We start from the raw sequence: 16,792 nt of genomic DNA on the forward strand, positions 1-16,792 counted from the left end.
GCGTACATGACAATTCCACCCCGCCGCCCTAGGGTCCCTGACGTCACGGCACGTCAGGCCACCCCCCTTTGGAGCGAGAGTGGACGCACGAGTGAACGCACACGTGGAACGCCGTACCCTCCTGCGCGCCGCCGTCATCGGCGGTTCGGCGGCCGTCTTCGGCGGCACCCTGTGGCGCGGCGCCGCCCACGCGGCCCCCGCCCAGCCGGGCACCGGCCCCTACGGAGCCCTCGCCGCGCCCGACGCCAACGGCATCAGACTCCCCGCCGGCTTCACCAGCCGCGTCATCGCCCGCTCGGGCCAGACGGTCACCGGAACCTCGTACACCTGGCACAACGCCCCGGACGGCGGCGCCTGTTACGCCGACGGCACAGGCTGGATCTACGTCTCCAACTCGGAGATCAACCCGTCGGGCGGCGCGAGCGCCGTGAAGTTCTCGTCGACCGGCGCGATCACCTCCGCGTACCGCATCCTCTCCGGCACACGCCAGAACTGCGCGGGCGGACCCACCCCGTGGAACACCTGGCTGTCCTGCGAGGAGGTGTCGTTGGGATACGTCTACGAGACGGACCCGTGGGGCACGAACGCGGCGACACAGCGCCCGGCGATGGGCCGCTTCAAGCACGAGGCGGCGGCAGCGGACCCGGTCCGCAAGGTCGTCTACCTGACGGAGGACGAGACGAACGGCCGCTTCTACCGCTTCGTTCCCACGACTTGGGGCAACCTGTCGTCCGGCACCCTCCAGGTCCTGGTCGCCGGTACAGCCACGTCAGGCTCCTACACCTGGACGACGATCCCCGACCCGGACGGCTCCCCGACCACCACCCGCACCCAGGTCTCCGGCTCCAAGTCCTTCAACGGCGGCGAGGGGTGCTACTACGCCGACGACAAGGTCTGGTTCACGACGAAGGGCGACAACAGGGTCTGGCAGCTCAACTTGCTGACCAACACTTACGAGTTGGCGTACGACGACTCCCTGGTCACATCGGGCACGGCCCCGCTGACCGGCGTCGACAACATCACCGGCACCTCCTCCGGCGACCTGTTCGTGGCGGAGGACGGCGGCACCATGGAGATCTGCGTGATCACACCGGACGACGTGATCGCCCCGTTCCTGCGCATAGACGGCCAGTCGGGCTCGGAGATAACGGGCCCGGCGTTCTCCCCGAATGGCAGCCGCCTGTACTTCTCCAGCCAACGGGGCACGAGCGGCAGCTCCTCGGGCGGGATCACGTACGAGGTGACGGGCCCGTTCCGCTCGTAGCGTCGCCGTACGCGTGCTGCGCACCGGTGTTGATGTCAGTGGTGCGCAGTACGTTGCGGTCATGGGCGTTTACCTGGTCGATGTCGGTGCGGAGGAGTGGTTCGGTGAGGACGAGGACGAGGGTGGGCGCGCGAAGATCGCCGCGGGCCTGAACGCGGAGCTGGTCCGCCGCGGCCTGCCCCGGTACGACTCCGTACCCGCGGCGGCGGACTTCGTACGGGGCTCGGGCCGGTCCTTCGAAGAGAAACTGGTCCCATCCATGAACAGCTTCCTCACGCTGTGCAAGGCGTACCTCTCGGAGGCGGAGACGGATCTGCTCTGTGGCTGGTCGGTGCTGGTGCCGGTGTCCCTGGACGAGGAGATCGAGTTGCCGATCGAGTCCTCGTACTCTGACTCGACGTTGATCGTGGGCGCCCCGCAAGTCCTGGCAATCGCCGAGAAGTTGGCGACGGCGGTCGAACTTCCGCCCGAGGCCCCGGAGATGTGCGACAACCTGGATCTGACCAGCTGGTTCCTGGACGGGACGGCGGAGAAGCTGGCGGCGACCCGGCCAGGCCCGTGGGGCGAGGATCTGAACGCTGCCTTCTATGTCGCCCTGTACTTGCGCGCGGCGCAGCACTCGCTCAGACGGGGGTGCCCGATGATCTACACCTGACCGACCGGACGTGGGCCGTCCTCGGGCTGTCGGCCTCTGCCCTGAACCTCACCCGCTACGTCTTCACCGACCCCCGTGCCCGCACCTTCTTCGCTGACTGGGACGACGTTGCCGACGAGCAGGCATTCGACCTGTGGCTCGCCCCCTCCATCGAGAACTCCGAGTGGTTCAGCGCGGAACTCGCACCCCTCGCCGGCCCCGACCTGACCCGGCATGTCGTTCCGCAGCGTGGGGTCCTCCGGCTCGACCATCCAGCCGGACCGAAGCTCCGTCTAGTCCGCGAGACGCTCGAACTCCCTGCGGAAGCAGAACAGTTGATCGTTTTTCTCCCCGAGGATCAGCAGACCGCACAAGCCGTCGAACAGCTCCGCCACCGGCCCCGGCACGGCGCACTCCGGGCCATCTCCTGAGCACGAACAACAAGAGCGCGGCACCCCCCGCACAGGGGTGCCGCCCATCGGCCAGCTGCATGGGCTCGTCGTCGATGAAGAACGCACGCCGCCGGACGATCACCGATGTTCCCGTCGGCGTCCCAAGCCGCTCCGCGATCTCGGCCGGCGCCGGAACCCGTTCCACCGACAGGATCTGCTGTCGCCCTCGTAGCCCCTGCGCCTCCGCCTCGGCGGTGAAATTGCTCACGCCAGTGGAGCGCCGTTCACGGAAGTTAGCCCCGGTCGTCCGCAACCGCACGCTGGGCTGCGAACGTACGAAAACGCCCCTGCCCTGTTCGCTGATCAGCAGACCGTCAGGCTTGAGCAGGGACAATGCCTTGCGCACCGTAACGCGGGTCGTGCCGTACTGGTCCTTGAGTTCGTTCTCCGACTTCAGCTTCTCGCCCTGAGCCAGTTTCCCCGTGGCGATCGCCGCCCGCAGGTCGTCGGCGATCCGGCGGTACGGAGGAAGATCTCGGTCCGGCATCTACGTCACCTCGGGTTCGGCTGGACCAGGCAAAGCTAGGCGAACGCCCACCCGCTCCACCGCTCGACCCGAATGGCCACAACAGGACCCTGGGGAGGCGAGTCCCGGTACTGGTCGTACTTGTCACGCAGCAACTCCACCGCACGGTGCCGCTCTTGGCCGTCCTCCAGCACTTCCCCGCGGCCATCGGCGCGAGCCCACCACAGGGTCGACCAGTCCGATGCGTAGTGGTCGACCAGGACCGTGACCGAGGGATTCTCCCGAATGTTCCTGAGCCTCCGCAGCTGCCCCGTGCTCTTGGGCTTGTGGTCCACCGCGAAGTACACGACGTCACCCAGGACAGCGAAGGTCACCGGCACGGCGTGGGGCACCCCGTTGACATCGGCCGTCGCCAGCCGTGCGACAGGTGAGCCGACAAAGCGTTCCCGGGCGACGAGCGGGGGGAGTTTCATGCACTCACGGTAGAGCCGGATGGCCCACGCCCTTGCCGCTCGACTGCAGGCGAGCGGCCGTATCGCCGGCGGCCCGGACTTCAGCGGCGCTGGACGGACGGCACGTAATTCGGAGGCCGCGACAGGGTGGCGCTGGCAGGATGCCGCCATGGGGAACACACGTGCGTGGCCCGTGTTGCGGACCACGGATCTCGCCGAGGCATTGAGCCTCGCGGAAAAACTGCTCTCCGTCGCCTCCTGGCACGATCCGAGCGGTTGCTCCTTGGATGCCTGGGCGCACAGCGATGACGACGTGCGGCGTCTGACAGAAGCCCTGCCGGGTGTGCGGGTCGAGCCGTTCGGGAGGGACGGCGCCGCCCTGCCCGCGAACCTGATCCTGGAGGTCACCTCATTCGCCCAGGCGCGTGAAGCTCTCGGAATCTGGGCGGGCATCAGCAGGTGTCACGTGGTCTGGGACGACATGAAGTGGCCGCCTGTGCCAGAGCTCGGGCTGGGCGAGGAGTACAGGTACGCCGAGTTGCAGGTCGCGTGCAACAGTCACACCATCCACTGTGAGGAATGGGCGGCCGAACACACCGTTTTCGTCCACACACGCGCCGGGGACGACGAGCGGCCCGCCTGGTTGGCGGCACAGGTCGGCTCACGAGTTGTTGGGCCCGTCGAGTTCGGTTGGTAGCGCAACGCGCGAACGGACCGCACCGGCACGAGCGCAGCGAAAGGGCGGCACTCCCCGCACAGGGGTGCCGCCCTCTCTCGTGCTCCGGAACCGCTGCCGTGTCGGTGAGGGTCGGGGTGACAGGCAACGGGTCCGGCGTCTGTAGTGCCGGGTCTGAAGTACCGGCTACCGGTGATCACTCCCCGCCGAAGACGAAGCCGCCCGCCCCGCCTCCAACCGCGCCACCGGAATCCGGAACGGCGAGCAGCTCACGTAGTCCAGCCCCACCTCGTGGAAGAAGTGCACCGACTCCGGGTCACCGCCGTGCTCGCCGCACACGCCCAGCTTCAGGTCAGGCCGCGTCGCGCGCCCCGCCTCCACCGCGGACTTGACCAGCGCGCCGACGCCGTCCCGGTCGATCGTCTCGAACGGGGAGACGCCGAAGATGCCCTTCTCCAGGTAGGCCGTGAAGAACGAGGCCTCCACGTCGTCCCGGGAGAAGCCCCACACCGTCTGGGTCAGGTCGTTCGTGCCGAAGGAGAAGAACTCGGCCGCCTCGGCGATCTGGCCGGCCGTCAGAGCAGCTCGCGGCAGCTCGATCATCGTGCCGATCGCCAGCTTCAGTTGCGTGCCCGTCGCCGCCTCGACCTCGGCGATGACCTGGTCGGCCTCCTCGCGGACGATCTCCAGCTCCTGGACGGTGCCGACGAGCGGGATCATGATCTCCGCGCGCGGGTCGCCCTTCGCGTTCTTGCGCTCGGCCGCGGCCTCGGCGATGGCACGTACCTGCATCGTGAACAACCCCGGAATCACCAACCCCAGGCGTACACCCCGCAGCCCCAGCATCGGGTTCTGCTCGTGCAGCCGGTGCACCGCCTGGAGCAGGCGCAGTTCGTTCTCGTGCGGGTCCTTGCGGGACTCGGCCAGGGCTACTCGTACCGACAGCTCGGTGATGTCCGGGAGGAACTCGTGCAGCGGCGGGTCGAGGAGGCGGACCGTCACCGGCAGGCCGTCCATCGCCGAGAACAGTTCGACGAAGTCCTGCTTCTGGAGCGGGAGAAGCGCCTCCAGGGATTCCTCGCGCTCGGCGTCCGTGTCGGCCAGGATCAGGCGCTCCACGAGCCCGCGCCGGTCGCCGAGGAACATGTGCTCCGTACGGCACAGGCCGATGCCCTGCGCGCCGAACCGCCGTGCCCGCATCGCGTCCTCGGCGTTGTCCGCGTTGGCCCGGACCCGCAGCCGGCGCTTCCGGTCCGCGAAGGCCATGATCCGGTGGACGGCCTCGACGAGTTCGTCGGCGTCGTTGGCGCCCGCGTGCATCCGGCCCTCGAAGTACTCCACCACCGGGGAGGGGACCACCGGGACCTCGCCGAGGTACACCTTGCCGGACGAACCGTCGATGGAGATGAGGTCGCCCTCCTCGACCACGTGACCGCCCGGGACCGTCATCCGGCGGCGCTTCGTGTCGACTTCCAGTTCCTCCGCGCCGCACACGCACGTCTTGCCCATACCCCGGGCCACCACCGCCGCGTGTGAGGTCTTGCCACCACGGCTGGTCAGGATGCCTTCGGCCGCGATCATGCCGTCGAGGTCGTCGGGGTTGGTCTCCCGGCGGACCAGGATGACCTTCTCGCCCGAACGCGACCACTTCACCGCGGTGTACGAGTCGAACACCGCCTTGCCGACCGCCGCACCCGGCGAGGCCGCGATGCCCCGGCCGACCTGCGCGACCTTCGACTCCTCGTCAAAGCGCGGGAACATCAGCTGCGCCAACTGGGCGCCCGTGACGCGCTGGAGCGCCTCCGCCTCGTCGATGAGGCCCTGGTCGACGAGTTGCGTGGCGATACGGAAGGCCGCGCCCGCCGTGCGCTTGCCGACGCGTGTCTGGAGCATCCACAACTGGCCGCGCTCGATGGTGAACTCGATGTCGCAGAGGTCCTTGTAGTGGTTCTCCAGGGTCTCCATGATCTGCATCAGCTGGTCGTACGACTTCTTGTCGATCTGCTCCAGCTCGGCGAGCGGGACCGTGTTGCGGATGCCCGCCACCACGTCCTCGCCCTGCGCGTTCTGCAAGTAGTCGCCGTAGACGCCCTGGTGGCCGGAGGCGGGGTCGCGGGTGAAGGCGACTCCCGTGCCCGAGTCGGGGCCCAGGTTGCCGAAGACCATCGAGCAGATGTTGACCGCCGTGCCGAGGTCGCCCGGGATGCGTTCCTGGCGGCGGTAGAGCTTCGCCCGGTCCGTGTTCCAGGAGTCGAAGACCGCGTGGATCGCGAGGTCCATCTGCTCGCGCGGGTTCTGCGGGAAGTCGCGGCCGGCCTCGGTCTTGACGATCTTCTTGAACTTGGTGACCAGCTTCTTGAGGTCCGCGGCCTCCAACTCCGTGTCGACCGTGACCTTCTTGGCCGTCTTCGCCGCGTCCAGCGCGTCCTCGAACAGCTCGCCCTCGACGCCGAGGACCGTCTTGCCGAACATCTGGATGAGGCGACGGTACGAGTCCCAGGCGAAGCGCTCGTCGCCGGCCTGCTTGGCGAGGCCCTGGACCGACTTGTCGGAGAGGCCGATGTTCAGCACCGTGTCCATCATGCCCGGCATCGAGAACTTCGCCCCGGAACGGACGGACACGAGAAGGGGGTCGTCGGCCTGGCCGAGCTTCTTGCCCATGGCCTCTTCGAGGGCCACGAGGTGTGCGCTCACCTCGTCACGCAGTGCCGCCGGCTCGTCGCCACTGTCGAGGTACGTCTTACAGGCCTCGGTGGTGATGGTGAAGCCCGGAGGCACCGGAAGGCCGAGGTTGGTCATCTCGGCGAGGTTCGCACCCTTTCCGCCGAGAAGGTCCTTGAGGTCCCTGTTGCCCTCGGTGAAGTCGTAAACGAACTTCACGCCCTCAACGCTGTTGCCCGTCGAAGCTACGTGGGGATCTTTGTTTTCCGACACGGGTCCCAACTCCTTGAGGACGCGGTGCTGCCCTGACGGCGAGGAACATACCCAGATCGAAGGCGTCTGGGTACGTCCACTCGCGTGTCATGTGCCCGTAACCAACCGTCCGCCACCAGATCGAAAGTCAAGGCTTGGCAAGCAGTGGAGGCGCCATGTTTTCACTTCTTGAAGGCAGTACGCGACCCGGACGGACTCATGCCCATTTTGTCGCTCAAATGAGCAGCCTGCAACACTTCTGAGTTTTATCGATGAACGATCAAAGGGTGGCACTCAGTGCCACCCTTTGAGAAGTGCAGCCGTCCATGATCCGCTCATCTGAGCGTGACCCCTATCAAGGGTGGTGAGAATCACGCACTGAGGAGAGCCCGGATTTCACCATGCGGACGCCGACCCGCAGCAGAAACACCGCCGTCACAGGCTCACGTATTCCCTCGCTCACACCCCGAGCGCCGCCAACCGCTCCTCCACCCGCTCCGGCGCGTACAGGTACTCGACGACCATCGCCCCGGCCCCCACCAGCCCCGCCCGCTCCCCCAGCCTCGACGTCACCACGTCCAGATGAGCGGTCGACCTCGACAGTGCCCGCTGGTACAGCAGCTCCCGTACGCCGGTCAGGAACGGCGTGCCGGCCAGGTCGCCCGCGATCATCAGCACGCCGGGGTTGAGCAGCGTCACCACCGTCGCCAGTACGTCCCCCACGCTCCGCCCCGCCTCCCGGGCGAGCGCGACCGCCTCCGGGTGCCCGGCCGCGAGCAGGTCCCGTACGTCGGAGCCCGACGCCGCCGGCACCCCCGCCTCGACGAGTCGGCGGGCGACGGCGCCACCACTGGCGACGGCGGCCAGGCAGCCGTACGACCCGCACCGGCACAGCGCGTCGGCGCCCTGCGGAACGCGGATGTGCCCGATGTCCCCGGCGCCGCCGTCGATGCCCCGGAAGACCGAACCGCCGACCACCACACCCGCGCCGATACCCGTCGAGACCTTCACCAGGACGAAGGCCGAGCAGTCGGGGTAGCCGGTGCGCTGTTCGCCGTACGCCATGAGGTTGGCGTCGTTGTCCACCAGTACCGGGATCGTCGCGGCGACCGGCTCGTCCGTGTGTTCGGCGAAGGCGCGGGCCAGGCGGGTTCTGATGTCGTAGTCGTCCCAGCCGGGCATGATCGGCGGCTGGACGACACGGCCGGTGTCGGTGTCGACCGGGCCCGGTACCGCGAGGCCGATGCCGCAGACCGCGGAGGGGCGGTGGCCGGTCTTCGTGAGGAGTTCCGCGAACCAGCGGCCGAGGTCGCCGAGTACGGCGTCGGGGCCGTCGTCGACAGCCAGGGTGCCGGAGTGTTCCGCGAGGAGCTCACCCGTGAGGGTGAGGACGGCGGCGCGGGCGTGACGGGTGTCGAGGTCGGCGGTGAGGACGACGGCGTGGTCGTCGTCGAACTCCAGAGTGATCGAGGGGCGACCGCCCAGCGGTGAGTCGACCGGGCCCGAGGCACCCTCGCGCAGCCAGCCCGCGCGGAACAGCCGGTCCAGGCGGTGGCCGACGGTCGCGCGTGAGAGACCTGTCACCTGTTGCAGGGCACCGCGAGTCGTGGCGCGTCCGCTGCGTACCAGTTCGAGCAGATCGCCCGCGCTCGCCTGAGCACGACTACTCATGCGCACCCCCTTGTGTTTCTCAAGCTTGCATTACATATTGAGTTTTGCGTGTTAAATAGACGTAACCCTACGGTAGCCACTACCGAACTGGCAGGACGAGCGTCTTCGGGGAGTACCGAGTGGACCGCACAACCCAGCTCACCGCCCGTCGCACGGGGAACGTGGACCCCGTACGCACCACTTCCTCACCTCGCTTTCCCGGCCATGGTGAGGTACCGGGCCCGGAGGGCGTTGTATACGATCCGGCGGAGCGCGCCGGCTCTGTGCACATCAGGGCAGCCGAGATCCTCGACGGCAACTGGACGGGCGTGTCGACGGTGCCCTCACGGGGCCTGTATCCGCACCAGTGGTCCTGGGACTCCGCGTTCATCGCGATCGGCCTGCGGCATCTTTCGCCCCTGCGGGCGCAGACGGAACTGGAGACGCTGCTGTCCGCCCAGTGGGCCGACGGGCGGATCCCGCACATTGTCTTCAATCCCTCCGTCCCGCTCGACGCGTATTTCCCGAGCCCCGACTTCTGGCGCTCCTCGACCGCGGGGCGCGCTGCGGGCGCCCCGCGCACCGTACAGACGTCCGGCATCGTGCAGCCACCGGTGCACGCGCTGGCCGTCTGGCTGGTGCACCAGGCCGACCCCGGGCTGTCCCGCTCCCGTGGCTTCCTCGCCCGCGCCTACCCGGCGCTCGCCGCCTGGCACCGCTATCTGCTGCACCGCCGCGACCTGGGCGGGGGCGGCCTCGCGTCGGTCGTGCACCCCTGGGAGCAGGGGATGGACAACAGCCCTTGCTGGGACGCCCCGTTGAGCCGTGTCACCCCGGCCCCGGCCCGTTCCTTCCGCCGCGCCGACCTCGATCACGGAGCCGCCGAGGACCGCCCGACGGACCTGGACTACGGGCGGTACGTGCGACTCGCCGCCGACTACCGGGACGGGGAGTATGCGGACGGCGCCGGCGAGTTCGCCGTCGAGGACCCCTCCTTCAACGCCCTGCTGATCGCCTCGGAACACGCGCTGGCCCGGATCGCCCACGAACTGGGCGCTACGGGGACGGCCCGGGACGCCCGCGCGGAACGTCTGACGGCGGCCCTGGTGGAGCGGCTGTGGGACCCGGCGGAGGGCATGTTCTTCTGCCGTGATGTGCGCGGCGGTGCCCTGGTGCCCGAGCGCAGCGTCTCCGGGCTGATCCCGCTGCTCCTGCCGACGCTCCCCCGGGACATCGCCGCCACCCTCGTGCGCACCGCGCGCGGGCCGCACTTCGGGGTCGGCGGCGCCGCCCGCCTCGTACCGTCCTACGACCTGCTCGGCGAGGCCTTCGACCCGCACCGCTACTGGCGCGGCCCTGCCTGGTTCAACACGGGGTGGCTGGTGGAGCGCGGGCTGCGGCAGCACGGGGAGCGGGCGTACGCCGACGAGCTGCGTACGGCGTTGGTGGACACCGCCGACACGTCGGAGTTCGCGGAGTACGTGGACCCGTACACCGGCGAGGCCTGCGGAGCCCTCGGCTTCAGCTGGACGGCGGCGCTCACCCTCGACCTGCTCCACCAGCGGCCCGCCGACGGTGTCGGCGACATCAGCAACATCGGCGACATCAGTGTTTTCGACTTGAGCGATGCGCGTGACAAGGGAGGGGACCGGGGATGACGGACCGGCATCATCTGCTCGTACACGGCGGGACGTTCGCGGCCGTGAGCGACGGCGGGGACATCAGCGGAGTGCGCGGCGGCAGCCAGCCCGACGGGTTGTTCGTGCGCGACGCACGGCACCTGAGCCGTTGGCAGCTCACCGTCGACGGCGCTGTGCCCGAGACACTCAGCCCGGTCGCGGACGGGGACACCGCGCACTGTGTGCTCGTACCGCGCGGGGGCCGTCAGGAGCCGCCCGCCTACACGCTCTTCCGTGAACAGGCCGTCGGGGACGGCGCGTTCGTCGAGGCGCTGCGCGTGACCAGCAACCGTCCGGTGCCGGTGACGGTCCGGATCGCGGTCACCGCCGACGCCGACTTCACGGACCAGTTCGAGCTGCGCTCCGACCACCGGACGTACGTCAAGTCCGGCGCCGTCCGCAAACGTGAAGTCCTCGACGACGGCGTCGAGTTCAGCTACCGGCGCGGTGAGTGGCGCTCCTGTACGACGGTCACCGCCGAGCCCGCCCCCGACGCCGTCGAGGAGACGGGCACGGGCGCCCGGCGCCTCGTCTGGACCCTGGAACTCGAACCGCACGGCTCGGCGGAACTGGCGATGCGCGTCGCGGCCCGCCCGCACGGGGCGACGAGTGAGCCGATCGTGCCCGCCTCGCCCACCGCCGCGAACGACCAACTCCTCGCCCTGGAAGGGGAGTTCGTCGAGGGCGTCGCCTTCCCCACCGGCTGGCCGGAGCTGGCGGCGGCCTGCGCACGCGGCCTCGCCGACCTGGCCTCCCTTCAGGTACCCGCGACCGGACCCGACGGCGAGGAACTGCGCGTACCGGCCGCCGGCGCCCCCTGGTTCCTCACCCTCCTCGGCCGCGACGCACTCCTCACCTCGCTCTTCGCACTCCCGTACCGCCCCCAACTGGCCGCCGCCACCCTCCCCGCGCTCGCCGCGACCCAGGCGACCGAGGTCGGCGCGGACTCCGTGGCCCAGCCGGGCAAGATCGTGCACGAGGTACGGCACGGCGAGCTGGCGCACTTCGGGCAGGTGCCGTACGGGCGTTACTACGGCTCGGTCGACGCGACCCCGCTGTTCCTGGTGCTCCTCGGCGCGTACGTCGAGCAGACCGGCGACACCGCCCTGGCCCGCCGTCTGGAGGCCAACGCCCGCGCGGCGATCGGCTGGATGCTCGACCACGGCGGGCTCACCTCCCGTGGCTATCTGGTCTACCGGGCCGACCAGGGCGGCCTCGCCAACCAGAACTGGAAAGACTCCCCCGGCGCCATCTGCTCGGCCGACGGCACCCGCGCAAGCGGCCCGGTGATGGCGGCGGGGGCCCAGGGTTACGCGTACGACGCGCTGCGCCGTACCGCCCAACTGGCCCGCACGGTATGGGACGACGAGACGTACGCCGCCCTCCTGGAACAGGCGGCCGACGACCTCCGCAACCGTTTCCAGCGGGACTTCTGGATGCCGGAGCACTCCTTCCCGGCCCTCGCGCTCGACGGAGACGGCAACAAGGTCGACGCGCTCGCCTCCGACGCGGGCCATCTGCTCTGGTCGGGACTGCTCGACAAGGAGTACGGCGAGAAGGTGGGCCGGCGCCTGGTCGAGCCGGACTTCTTCTCCGGCTGGGGCGTACGGACACTGGCCTCGGGCCAGTTGGCCTACCACCCCCTCTCGTACCACCGGGGCTCGGTCTGGCCGCACGACAACGCCCTGATCGCGCTGGGCCTCTCCCGGTACGGCCTGCACGACGAGGCCCGTACGGTCGCCCACGCGCTCGTCGACGCGGCGACCGCCACCGGCCACCGCCTCCCCGAGGTCCTCGCCGGCTACGCCCGCGACACCCACGGCGAGCCCGTGCCCTACCCGCACGCGTGTGTACGGGAATCCCGGTCGGCGGCGGCTCCGTTGGCGCTGCTCACGGCGGTCGGGGGCGCCTGACAGGACGTACAGCAGGACGTGTGGCCGGTCACTTGGTGAGGCGTTTGCCCGGTGTTTGCCGGGTGCTTGGCGCTCCGCGGGATATGCGGTTCGTTTGCCGCGGGCCGGTGAGGGCTGGTCGCGCCCCGCGGTGGAGCCGCAGATCGACACAGCCCCGCGCCCCTTTGGGGCGCGCGTTGCGCACCCGACTTCACCAGGACTGCTTTGGGCGCGGCGGCTGAACGCAGGCCGGGGGCCCGCCGTACGGGATGGTGACGGACTTCGGCTCCCACGCCGGGTCCGCCGCTCCTGCACGGCCACACGGAAGGATCTTCGGGGTGCCTCTGTTCACGCGCAACATCCCAACGACGGACGCCACCACCGAGGAACCTTCGTCCGAGACGGCAGCCGAGCCGGTAACCGAGGCTGCTGATACGGCGGTTGAGGAACCGGCAGCCGAGGAGCCCCCGGTCCAGGAAGCAGCAGCCGAGGGCACGCCGGCCGAGGAAGCCTCCGCAGCCGAGCCCAGCAAGCCCACGCGGGCCGCCGAAGCTGCCAAGCCCACAGGGGCCGCCGAGGCCTCGGACACCACCGAAGCCACCGAAGCCAGCAAGCCCGACGAGCCCAGCAGGCCCGCGAAGGCCGCCAAGCCCGCGCAGGTCGACGAGGCCAGCAGGCCCGCCGAAGCCGCCGAGCCGACGGAGGCCGCCGAAGCCAGCAAGTCCACTGAGCCCGACCAGCCCGGCAAGTCGGCCGAGCCCCAGGAGTCCACCGACCTCACCGCACCCGGGGACGCGGCCAAGCCCGACTGGCGCACCCGGCGTCCCACCGCCGCCCGTAACCTCCGCTGGGCGGTCACCGCGCTCTCCGTGCTCCTCGTGATCGGCGCCCTGCAGATGCCGAACACCCTCGGCAATCTCAGGATCTCCGAGTTCTTCCGGCTCCCGGCGGAGGCGATCGTCGGGGCCGTCGTGCTGCTCGCGATGCCGCGCCGGCCGCGGGTGATCGCGGCGGCGGGCATCGGCGCGTTCCTCGGTGCGCTGACCGTGCTGAACCTGCTCGACATGGGGTTCGTCGAGTACCTGGGCCGGCACTTCAACCTCGTGCTCGACTGGCAACTTCTCGCCGACGCGCAGTCGTACCTCACCGACACCATCGGCACGGCGGGTTCGATCGCCGCCACCCTCGCCGTGATCGCGCTCGCGCTGCTCCTGCCCGTCGTGACAGCCCTCGCGACCGTGCGGCTCAGCGGCCTGCTCGCCCGCAACAACACCGTCGCCACCAAGGCCACGCTCATCGCCGGCACTGTCTGGATCACCTCCATGTCCCTCGGCCTCACGATCGGCGGTGTGCCGATCGCCTCGGACCACACCGCCGGGGTCGTCAAGGTGCACGCGCGGCGGGCCAGCGACACGTTCCGCGACGAGGCGGCGTTCGAGAAGTTCGCCAAGAAGGACCCCTTCGCCAACACGCCCGGCGACCAGTTGGTGCCGGACCTGCGCGGCAAGGACGTCATCGTCATGTTCATCGAGAGCTACGGCCGCAGCGCGATCGAGGACCCGGTCATGGCGCCCGGCGTCGGCAAGACGCTCGCCGACGGCACCCGGACCCTGACGGATGCCGGGTTCGCCGCGAAGAGCGGCTGGCTGACCTCGGCGACGTACGGCGGCAGCAGCTGGCTCGGCCACTCCACGTTCCTGTCGGGCCTGTGGATCAACAACCAGCAGCGTTACAACACCCTCGTCAACAGCGACCGCCTCACCCTCACCGAGGCGTTCCGGCGGACCGGCGACTGGCGGACGGTCGGGGTGATGCCGGGCGTGCAGAAGCGGTGGCCGGAGGAGGAGTTCTACGGCCTGGAGAAGAACTACGAGTCCAGGGATCTCGGCTACAAGGGACCGAAGTTCAGCTGGTCGACGATGCCGGACCAGTACACGCTGGAGGCCTTCCAGCGCCTGGAGCACGGCAGGAAGAGCGACAAGCCGCTGATGTCGGAGATCATCCTGACCTCGAGTCACCAGCCCTGGGCGCCGCTTCCTGAGACGGTCCCGCAGGACCAGCTCGGCGACGGCTCGGTGTTCGAGGACATCCAGAAGGCGGGCAAGGACCCGAAGGACGTCCTCTACGACGAAACCCAGGCCAAGCAGGAGTACGGCAAATCGATCCAGTACTCGGTCACCAGCGTCGTCGACTGGCTGAAGCGGTACGGCACCGACGACACCGTTCTCGTCTTCCTCGGCGACCACCAGCCCATGTCCCAGGTCAGCGGCCCCAACGCCAGCCGTGACGTGCCGATCTCGATCGTGGCCAAGGACCCGAAGGTCCTGGACAAGATCACCGACTGGAACTGGTCGGACGGCCTGCGCCCCACCGACGAAGCCCCGGTCTGGAAGATGAGCGCGTTCCGCGACAAGTTCCTGACGGCGTACGGCTCCACCGTTCCTAGAAACTGAGCGGGAGTGAGTCCTGTTGCCAGGGCTCATGCTCAGCCGCGTGTCCCGAACGGTGTTGGGCACGCTGGTTCTCCGCTGTGACCGCATGGCCGGTCGCCGCCCTCGGGGGGCTGGTTCCGTTCCGTGTTCGGCGGAGTCCCTCACGCCCCCGGGTGCCCGATTCGGCCTGGACGTTCCGATGCCCGCCACCATCGCTCTGGTGGGTGCGGGGCGGTTTCGTCCGTCGCCGGACCGGGTGCCCGAGGGCGCGCCTTCCGATCGCGATGCCCGCCACGTCATGGCGGGTCATCGCACGCTTCTTGTTGGCCAGGGGTGTCTTCCAGTGCTCGGCGCCCCACTTGGAGGTGTACGCCGGGTCGACGGCGACCAGGGCCAGGCCGTGCTCGGCGGCCATGTTCACCAGCCGGGCCTTGACCTTGCCGGTGGGAATGCCGTGGATGAGCTGGCGGAACCGCTTCTTGCGGCCGAACTTTTCGCGGGTCTTCCCGTCGGAGAAGTCCAGGTCCTCGACGGCGATCGCCCGCACGCCGATCCGGGTGGCCCAGCGGAGCAACTGGCTGAGCGCGTGCCGCAGCTGCGCGTCGCGGTGGTCCGCGCTGCCGGTCAGGTCGTACCAGAAGCGCTGCGGGTCACCGACCGGGTTGCCGTGCTTGTCGAGGCGGTACGCGGCGAAGTGGTCGGCGTTCGTGTCCACCCCGATCAGCCCGCCAACGCGCGCCGCCTGCAGGGGGATCGTCTGGACGGCAGGCCGCTTCCAGGAGGCAGTCAGGTACCAGCGGCCCTTGAGTACGTCGAGGTGGATCTCGTACGCGACCGCACGGTTGTGGGCGACACGGTCGGCCCACTCCTCGCCCCGGTACTGGAACATGACGCGGCTGGTCACGACGTACCGGCCGCGCGGGCTGTTGGCCAGGTGCTGAAGCGGCTTGGGCAGCTTGATCGAGACCTCGCCGTCCGGACTGACGCGGATCGTCTCGTTCCCGAACCGCTTCCCCGACTCGCCGTCCGCGCTCAAGAACCAGCGGGCCGCCTCCCAGCGTTCCCGCCATCCGGTCTCGGTGAGCTGGGCGGCGGCCAGGTTGTGCCGGTTGTTCGCGAGCTGCTTCCCACCGCGCACCACGTGCACCCGACCGGTCGCGATGTCCTCCTGAACGGCCGCGAGGCGGGCCTTGAGGATGTGCAGTCGGCGGGACTTGCGGAACCACTCGCCTTGCGACCGGTAGCCGCCCGGCTTGCTCTTGGTGCCCTTCTCCCCGACCGGGAGAGACAGGCGGTGCACGAGCATCCGGATGCCGTCGGCGAGCTTGTCCCGGTGCGCGAACTGGCCGCGCCGGGCCAGGGCGTACTGGTCGTGGGTGCCCTTCGTGAGGGAGCCTGCCCACCGCGACGACGACTGTGCGGTCAGGTCCTGCTTGCGGGCGGCTCAGGAGTCGTTGGTGCGCTCGAAACCGGCCCGCGAGTACAGGGCGAGGTCAGCGCCGGCGAGGCCGCCCATGTGGGCGCCGACCAGGCGCAGGACCTTCTCGTCCTGGGGTGTGAGGTCCTTGAACCGGTCACGGATCGCGACGCCCGTCGCCTCCTGGACCACGAACGGCTCCCGGACCGCACGCAACGGCTTCTTGCGCTCGTTCACTCCGCGGCCGCCTCCAGCGCCTTCTGCGCGCGGTTCCTCGCCGAGCGGCGGCCGTACAGGCGGGCACAGAACGAGGTCAGCACTTCGGTCATGTCGCGGACCATGTCGTCCTCGACCTCGCCCTCGTCGAGGATGACGAGGCGGCGGCCGTGCGCGGCCAGCGCGGCCTCGACGAGCTCGACGTTCATCCGGCCCAGGCGGTCCTTGTGCTCGACGACCACCGTCATCACGGCCGGATCGGCCAGCAGGCGGCGGACCTTCGCCCGCGCACCGTTCATGCCCGAGGCGACCTCCGACTCCACGCGGACGACACGGTGCCCGGCCTTCGCCGCCCACTCCACGAGCCGGGCCGCCTGCCGCTCCAGGTCAGCCTTCTGGTCGTGGGAGGAGACCCGGGCGTACAGGCCCACACCACCGACGACATCGACGGCCTGGTTGGCCTCGATGTTCACCAGGATCGTGCGCGGACCCACCCGCATCGCGGGCACCGGCAGCGTTCCCTCACGGAACCAGCGACGCGCGGTCTGCGGATGGACACCCTGGGCCTTCGCCCACTCGGTCAGATTCACATTCCCGACGGTAGAAGGCACTCACCCGTGAACGCTAATAATCACTCACACTTCACTAG

13 protein-coding genes and 1 pseudogene are annotated in these 16,792 nt (G+C 69.5%); 7 read left to right on the forward strand and 7 right to left on the reverse strand.

From position 1 onward, the window contains the following. Positions 1 to 103: 103 nt before the first annotated feature. The 3 genes from ACH4TV_RS04170 (at position 104) to ACH4TV_RS04180 (ending at position 2,329) form a co-directional block, all read left to right on the forward strand. The gene (locus ACH4TV_RS04170) at positions 104 to 1,264 is read left to right on the forward strand and encodes an alkaline phosphatase PhoX (protein ID WP_398394007.1); all 1,161 of its coding nucleotides are present in this window, start codon (positions 104 to 106) and stop codon (positions 1,262 to 1,264) included. A gap of 61 nt (positions 1,265 to 1,325) precedes the next feature. Further along, on the forward strand, positions 1,326 to 1,919 hold the full coding sequence (locus ACH4TV_RS04175; protein ID WP_398394009.1) for a hypothetical protein: 594 nt from the start codon (positions 1,326 to 1,328) through the stop codon (positions 1,917 to 1,919). Further along, a complete protein-coding gene (locus ACH4TV_RS04180) occupies positions 1,898 to 2,329 on the forward strand; it encodes a hypothetical protein (protein WP_398394011.1) in 432 nt (143 codons plus the stop codon). The genes ACH4TV_RS04175 and ACH4TV_RS04180 overlap by 22 nt, the downstream gene beginning before the upstream one ends. Positions 2,330 to 2,387: 58 nt before the next feature. Here the strand turns inward: ACH4TV_RS04180 and ACH4TV_RS04185 are convergent. Both ACH4TV_RS04185 and ACH4TV_RS04190 read right to left on the reverse strand, forming a co-directional pair. Continuing rightward, positions 2,388 to 2,837: pseudogene (locus tag ACH4TV_RS04185) on the reverse strand (GntR family transcriptional regulator); the annotation flags it as partial. A gap of 35 nt (positions 2,838 to 2,872) precedes the next feature. Further along, positions 2,873 to 3,289 (reverse strand): TIGR03668 family PPOX class F420-dependent oxidoreductase, encoded by a 417-nt coding sequence (locus ACH4TV_RS04190; protein ID WP_398394013.1) that lies wholly within the window; start codon positions 3,287 to 3,289, stop codon positions 2,873 to 2,875. 148 nt (positions 3,290 to 3,437) lie between these two features. Between ACH4TV_RS04190 and ACH4TV_RS04195 the strand changes: the two genes are divergently transcribed. Next, positions 3,438 to 3,965 carry a hypothetical protein gene (locus ACH4TV_RS04195; protein WP_398394015.1) on the forward strand — a complete coding sequence of 176 codons (528 nt, stop codon included), beginning with the start codon at positions 3,438 to 3,440 and terminating at the stop codon, positions 3,963 to 3,965. A 165-nt stretch (positions 3,966 to 4,130) separates the two neighbouring features. Here ACH4TV_RS04195 and ppdK read toward each other — a convergent pair whose 3' ends face one another. Together ppdK and ACH4TV_RS04205 are read right to left on the reverse strand one after the other, a co-directional pair. Further along, a complete protein-coding gene (ppdK, locus tag ACH4TV_RS04200; protein WP_398394017.1) occupies positions 4,131 to 6,878 on the reverse strand; it encodes a pyruvate, phosphate dikinase in 2,748 nt (915 codons plus the stop codon). Between the two features lie 438 nt (positions 6,879 to 7,316). After that, complete coding sequence (locus ACH4TV_RS04205; RefSeq protein WP_398394019.1) at positions 7,317 to 8,528, reverse strand: ROK family protein; 1,212 nt, start codon at positions 8,526 to 8,528, stop codon at positions 7,317 to 7,319. Between the two features lie 119 nt (positions 8,529 to 8,647). Between ACH4TV_RS04205 and ACH4TV_RS04210 the strand changes: the two genes are divergently transcribed. From ACH4TV_RS04210 to ACH4TV_RS04220, 3 genes are all read left to right on the forward strand, one after another. Then, positions 8,648 to 10,165 (forward strand): MGH1-like glycoside hydrolase domain-containing protein, encoded by a 1,518-nt coding sequence (locus ACH4TV_RS04210; protein ID WP_398394021.1) that lies wholly within the window; start codon positions 8,648 to 8,650, stop codon positions 10,163 to 10,165. Next, positions 10,162 to 12,099 carry a glycogen debranching N-terminal domain-containing protein gene (locus tag ACH4TV_RS04215; RefSeq protein ID WP_398394023.1) on the forward strand — a complete coding sequence of 646 codons (1,938 nt, stop codon included), beginning with the start codon at positions 10,162 to 10,164 and terminating at the stop codon, positions 12,097 to 12,099. Before ACH4TV_RS04210 ends, ACH4TV_RS04215 begins: the two co-directional genes overlap by 4 nt. Before the next feature lie 317 nt (positions 12,100 to 12,416). Then, entirely contained in the window at positions 12,417 to 14,531 is a 2,115-nt protein-coding gene (locus ACH4TV_RS04220) for a sulfatase-like hydrolase/transferase (RefSeq protein ID WP_398394025.1), read from the forward strand. On the opposite strand, the gene ACH4TV_RS04225 is transcribed toward ACH4TV_RS04220, so the two are convergent. The 3 genes from ACH4TV_RS04225 to ACH4TV_RS04235 form a co-directional block, all read right to left on the reverse strand. Further along, positions 14,521 to 15,816: an IS200/IS605 family accessory protein TnpB-related protein gene (locus tag ACH4TV_RS04225; protein ID WP_398394027.1), complete on the reverse strand. Its 1,296-nt coding sequence runs from the start codon at positions 15,814 to 15,816 to the stop codon at positions 14,521 to 14,523. The two genes, ACH4TV_RS04220 and ACH4TV_RS04225, sit on opposite strands and share 11 nt — an antisense overlap. A 138-nt stretch (positions 15,817 to 15,954) precedes the next feature. Then, entirely contained in the window at positions 15,955 to 16,164 is a 210-nt protein-coding gene (locus ACH4TV_RS04230) for a hypothetical protein (RefSeq protein ID WP_398394029.1), read from the reverse strand. After that, entirely contained in the window at positions 16,161 to 16,733 is a 573-nt protein-coding gene (locus ACH4TV_RS04235; protein ID WP_398394031.1) for an IS607 family transposase, read from the reverse strand. The genes ACH4TV_RS04230 and ACH4TV_RS04235 overlap by 4 nt, the downstream gene beginning before the upstream one ends. Between the last annotated feature and the right edge of the window lie 59 nt (positions 16,734 to 16,792).

The organism is Streptomyces sp. NPDC020898 (assembly GCF_044333925.1).
Taxonomy (GTDB): Bacteria; Actinomycetota; Actinomycetes; order Streptomycetales; family Streptomycetaceae; genus Streptomyces.

Bases quoted from the DNA above. Each gene is read 5' to 3' on its own strand.
- ACH4TV_RS04175 (WP_398394009.1), top strand. From the start codon at position 1,326: ATGGGCGTTTACCTGGTCGATGTCGGTGCGGAGGAGTGGTTCGGTGAG.
- ACH4TV_RS04190 (WP_398394013.1), bottom strand. From the start codon at position 3,289: ATGAAACTCCCCCCGCTCGTCGCCCGGGAACGCTTTGTCGGCTCACCT.
- ACH4TV_RS04195 (WP_398394015.1), top strand. From the start codon at position 3,438: ATGGGGAACACACGTGCGTGGCCCGTGTTGCGGACCACGGATCTCGCC.
- ACH4TV_RS04205 (WP_398394019.1), bottom strand. From the start codon at position 8,528: ATGAGTAGTCGTGCTCAGGCGAGCGCGGGCGATCTGCTCGAACTGGTA.
- ACH4TV_RS04215 (WP_398394023.1), top strand. From the start codon at position 10,162: ATGACGGACCGGCATCATCTGCTCGTACACGGCGGGACGTTCGCGGCC.
- ACH4TV_RS04225 (WP_398394027.1), bottom strand. From the start codon at position 15,816: ATGCTCGTGCACCGCCTGTCTCTCCCGGTCGGGGAGAAGGGCACCAAG.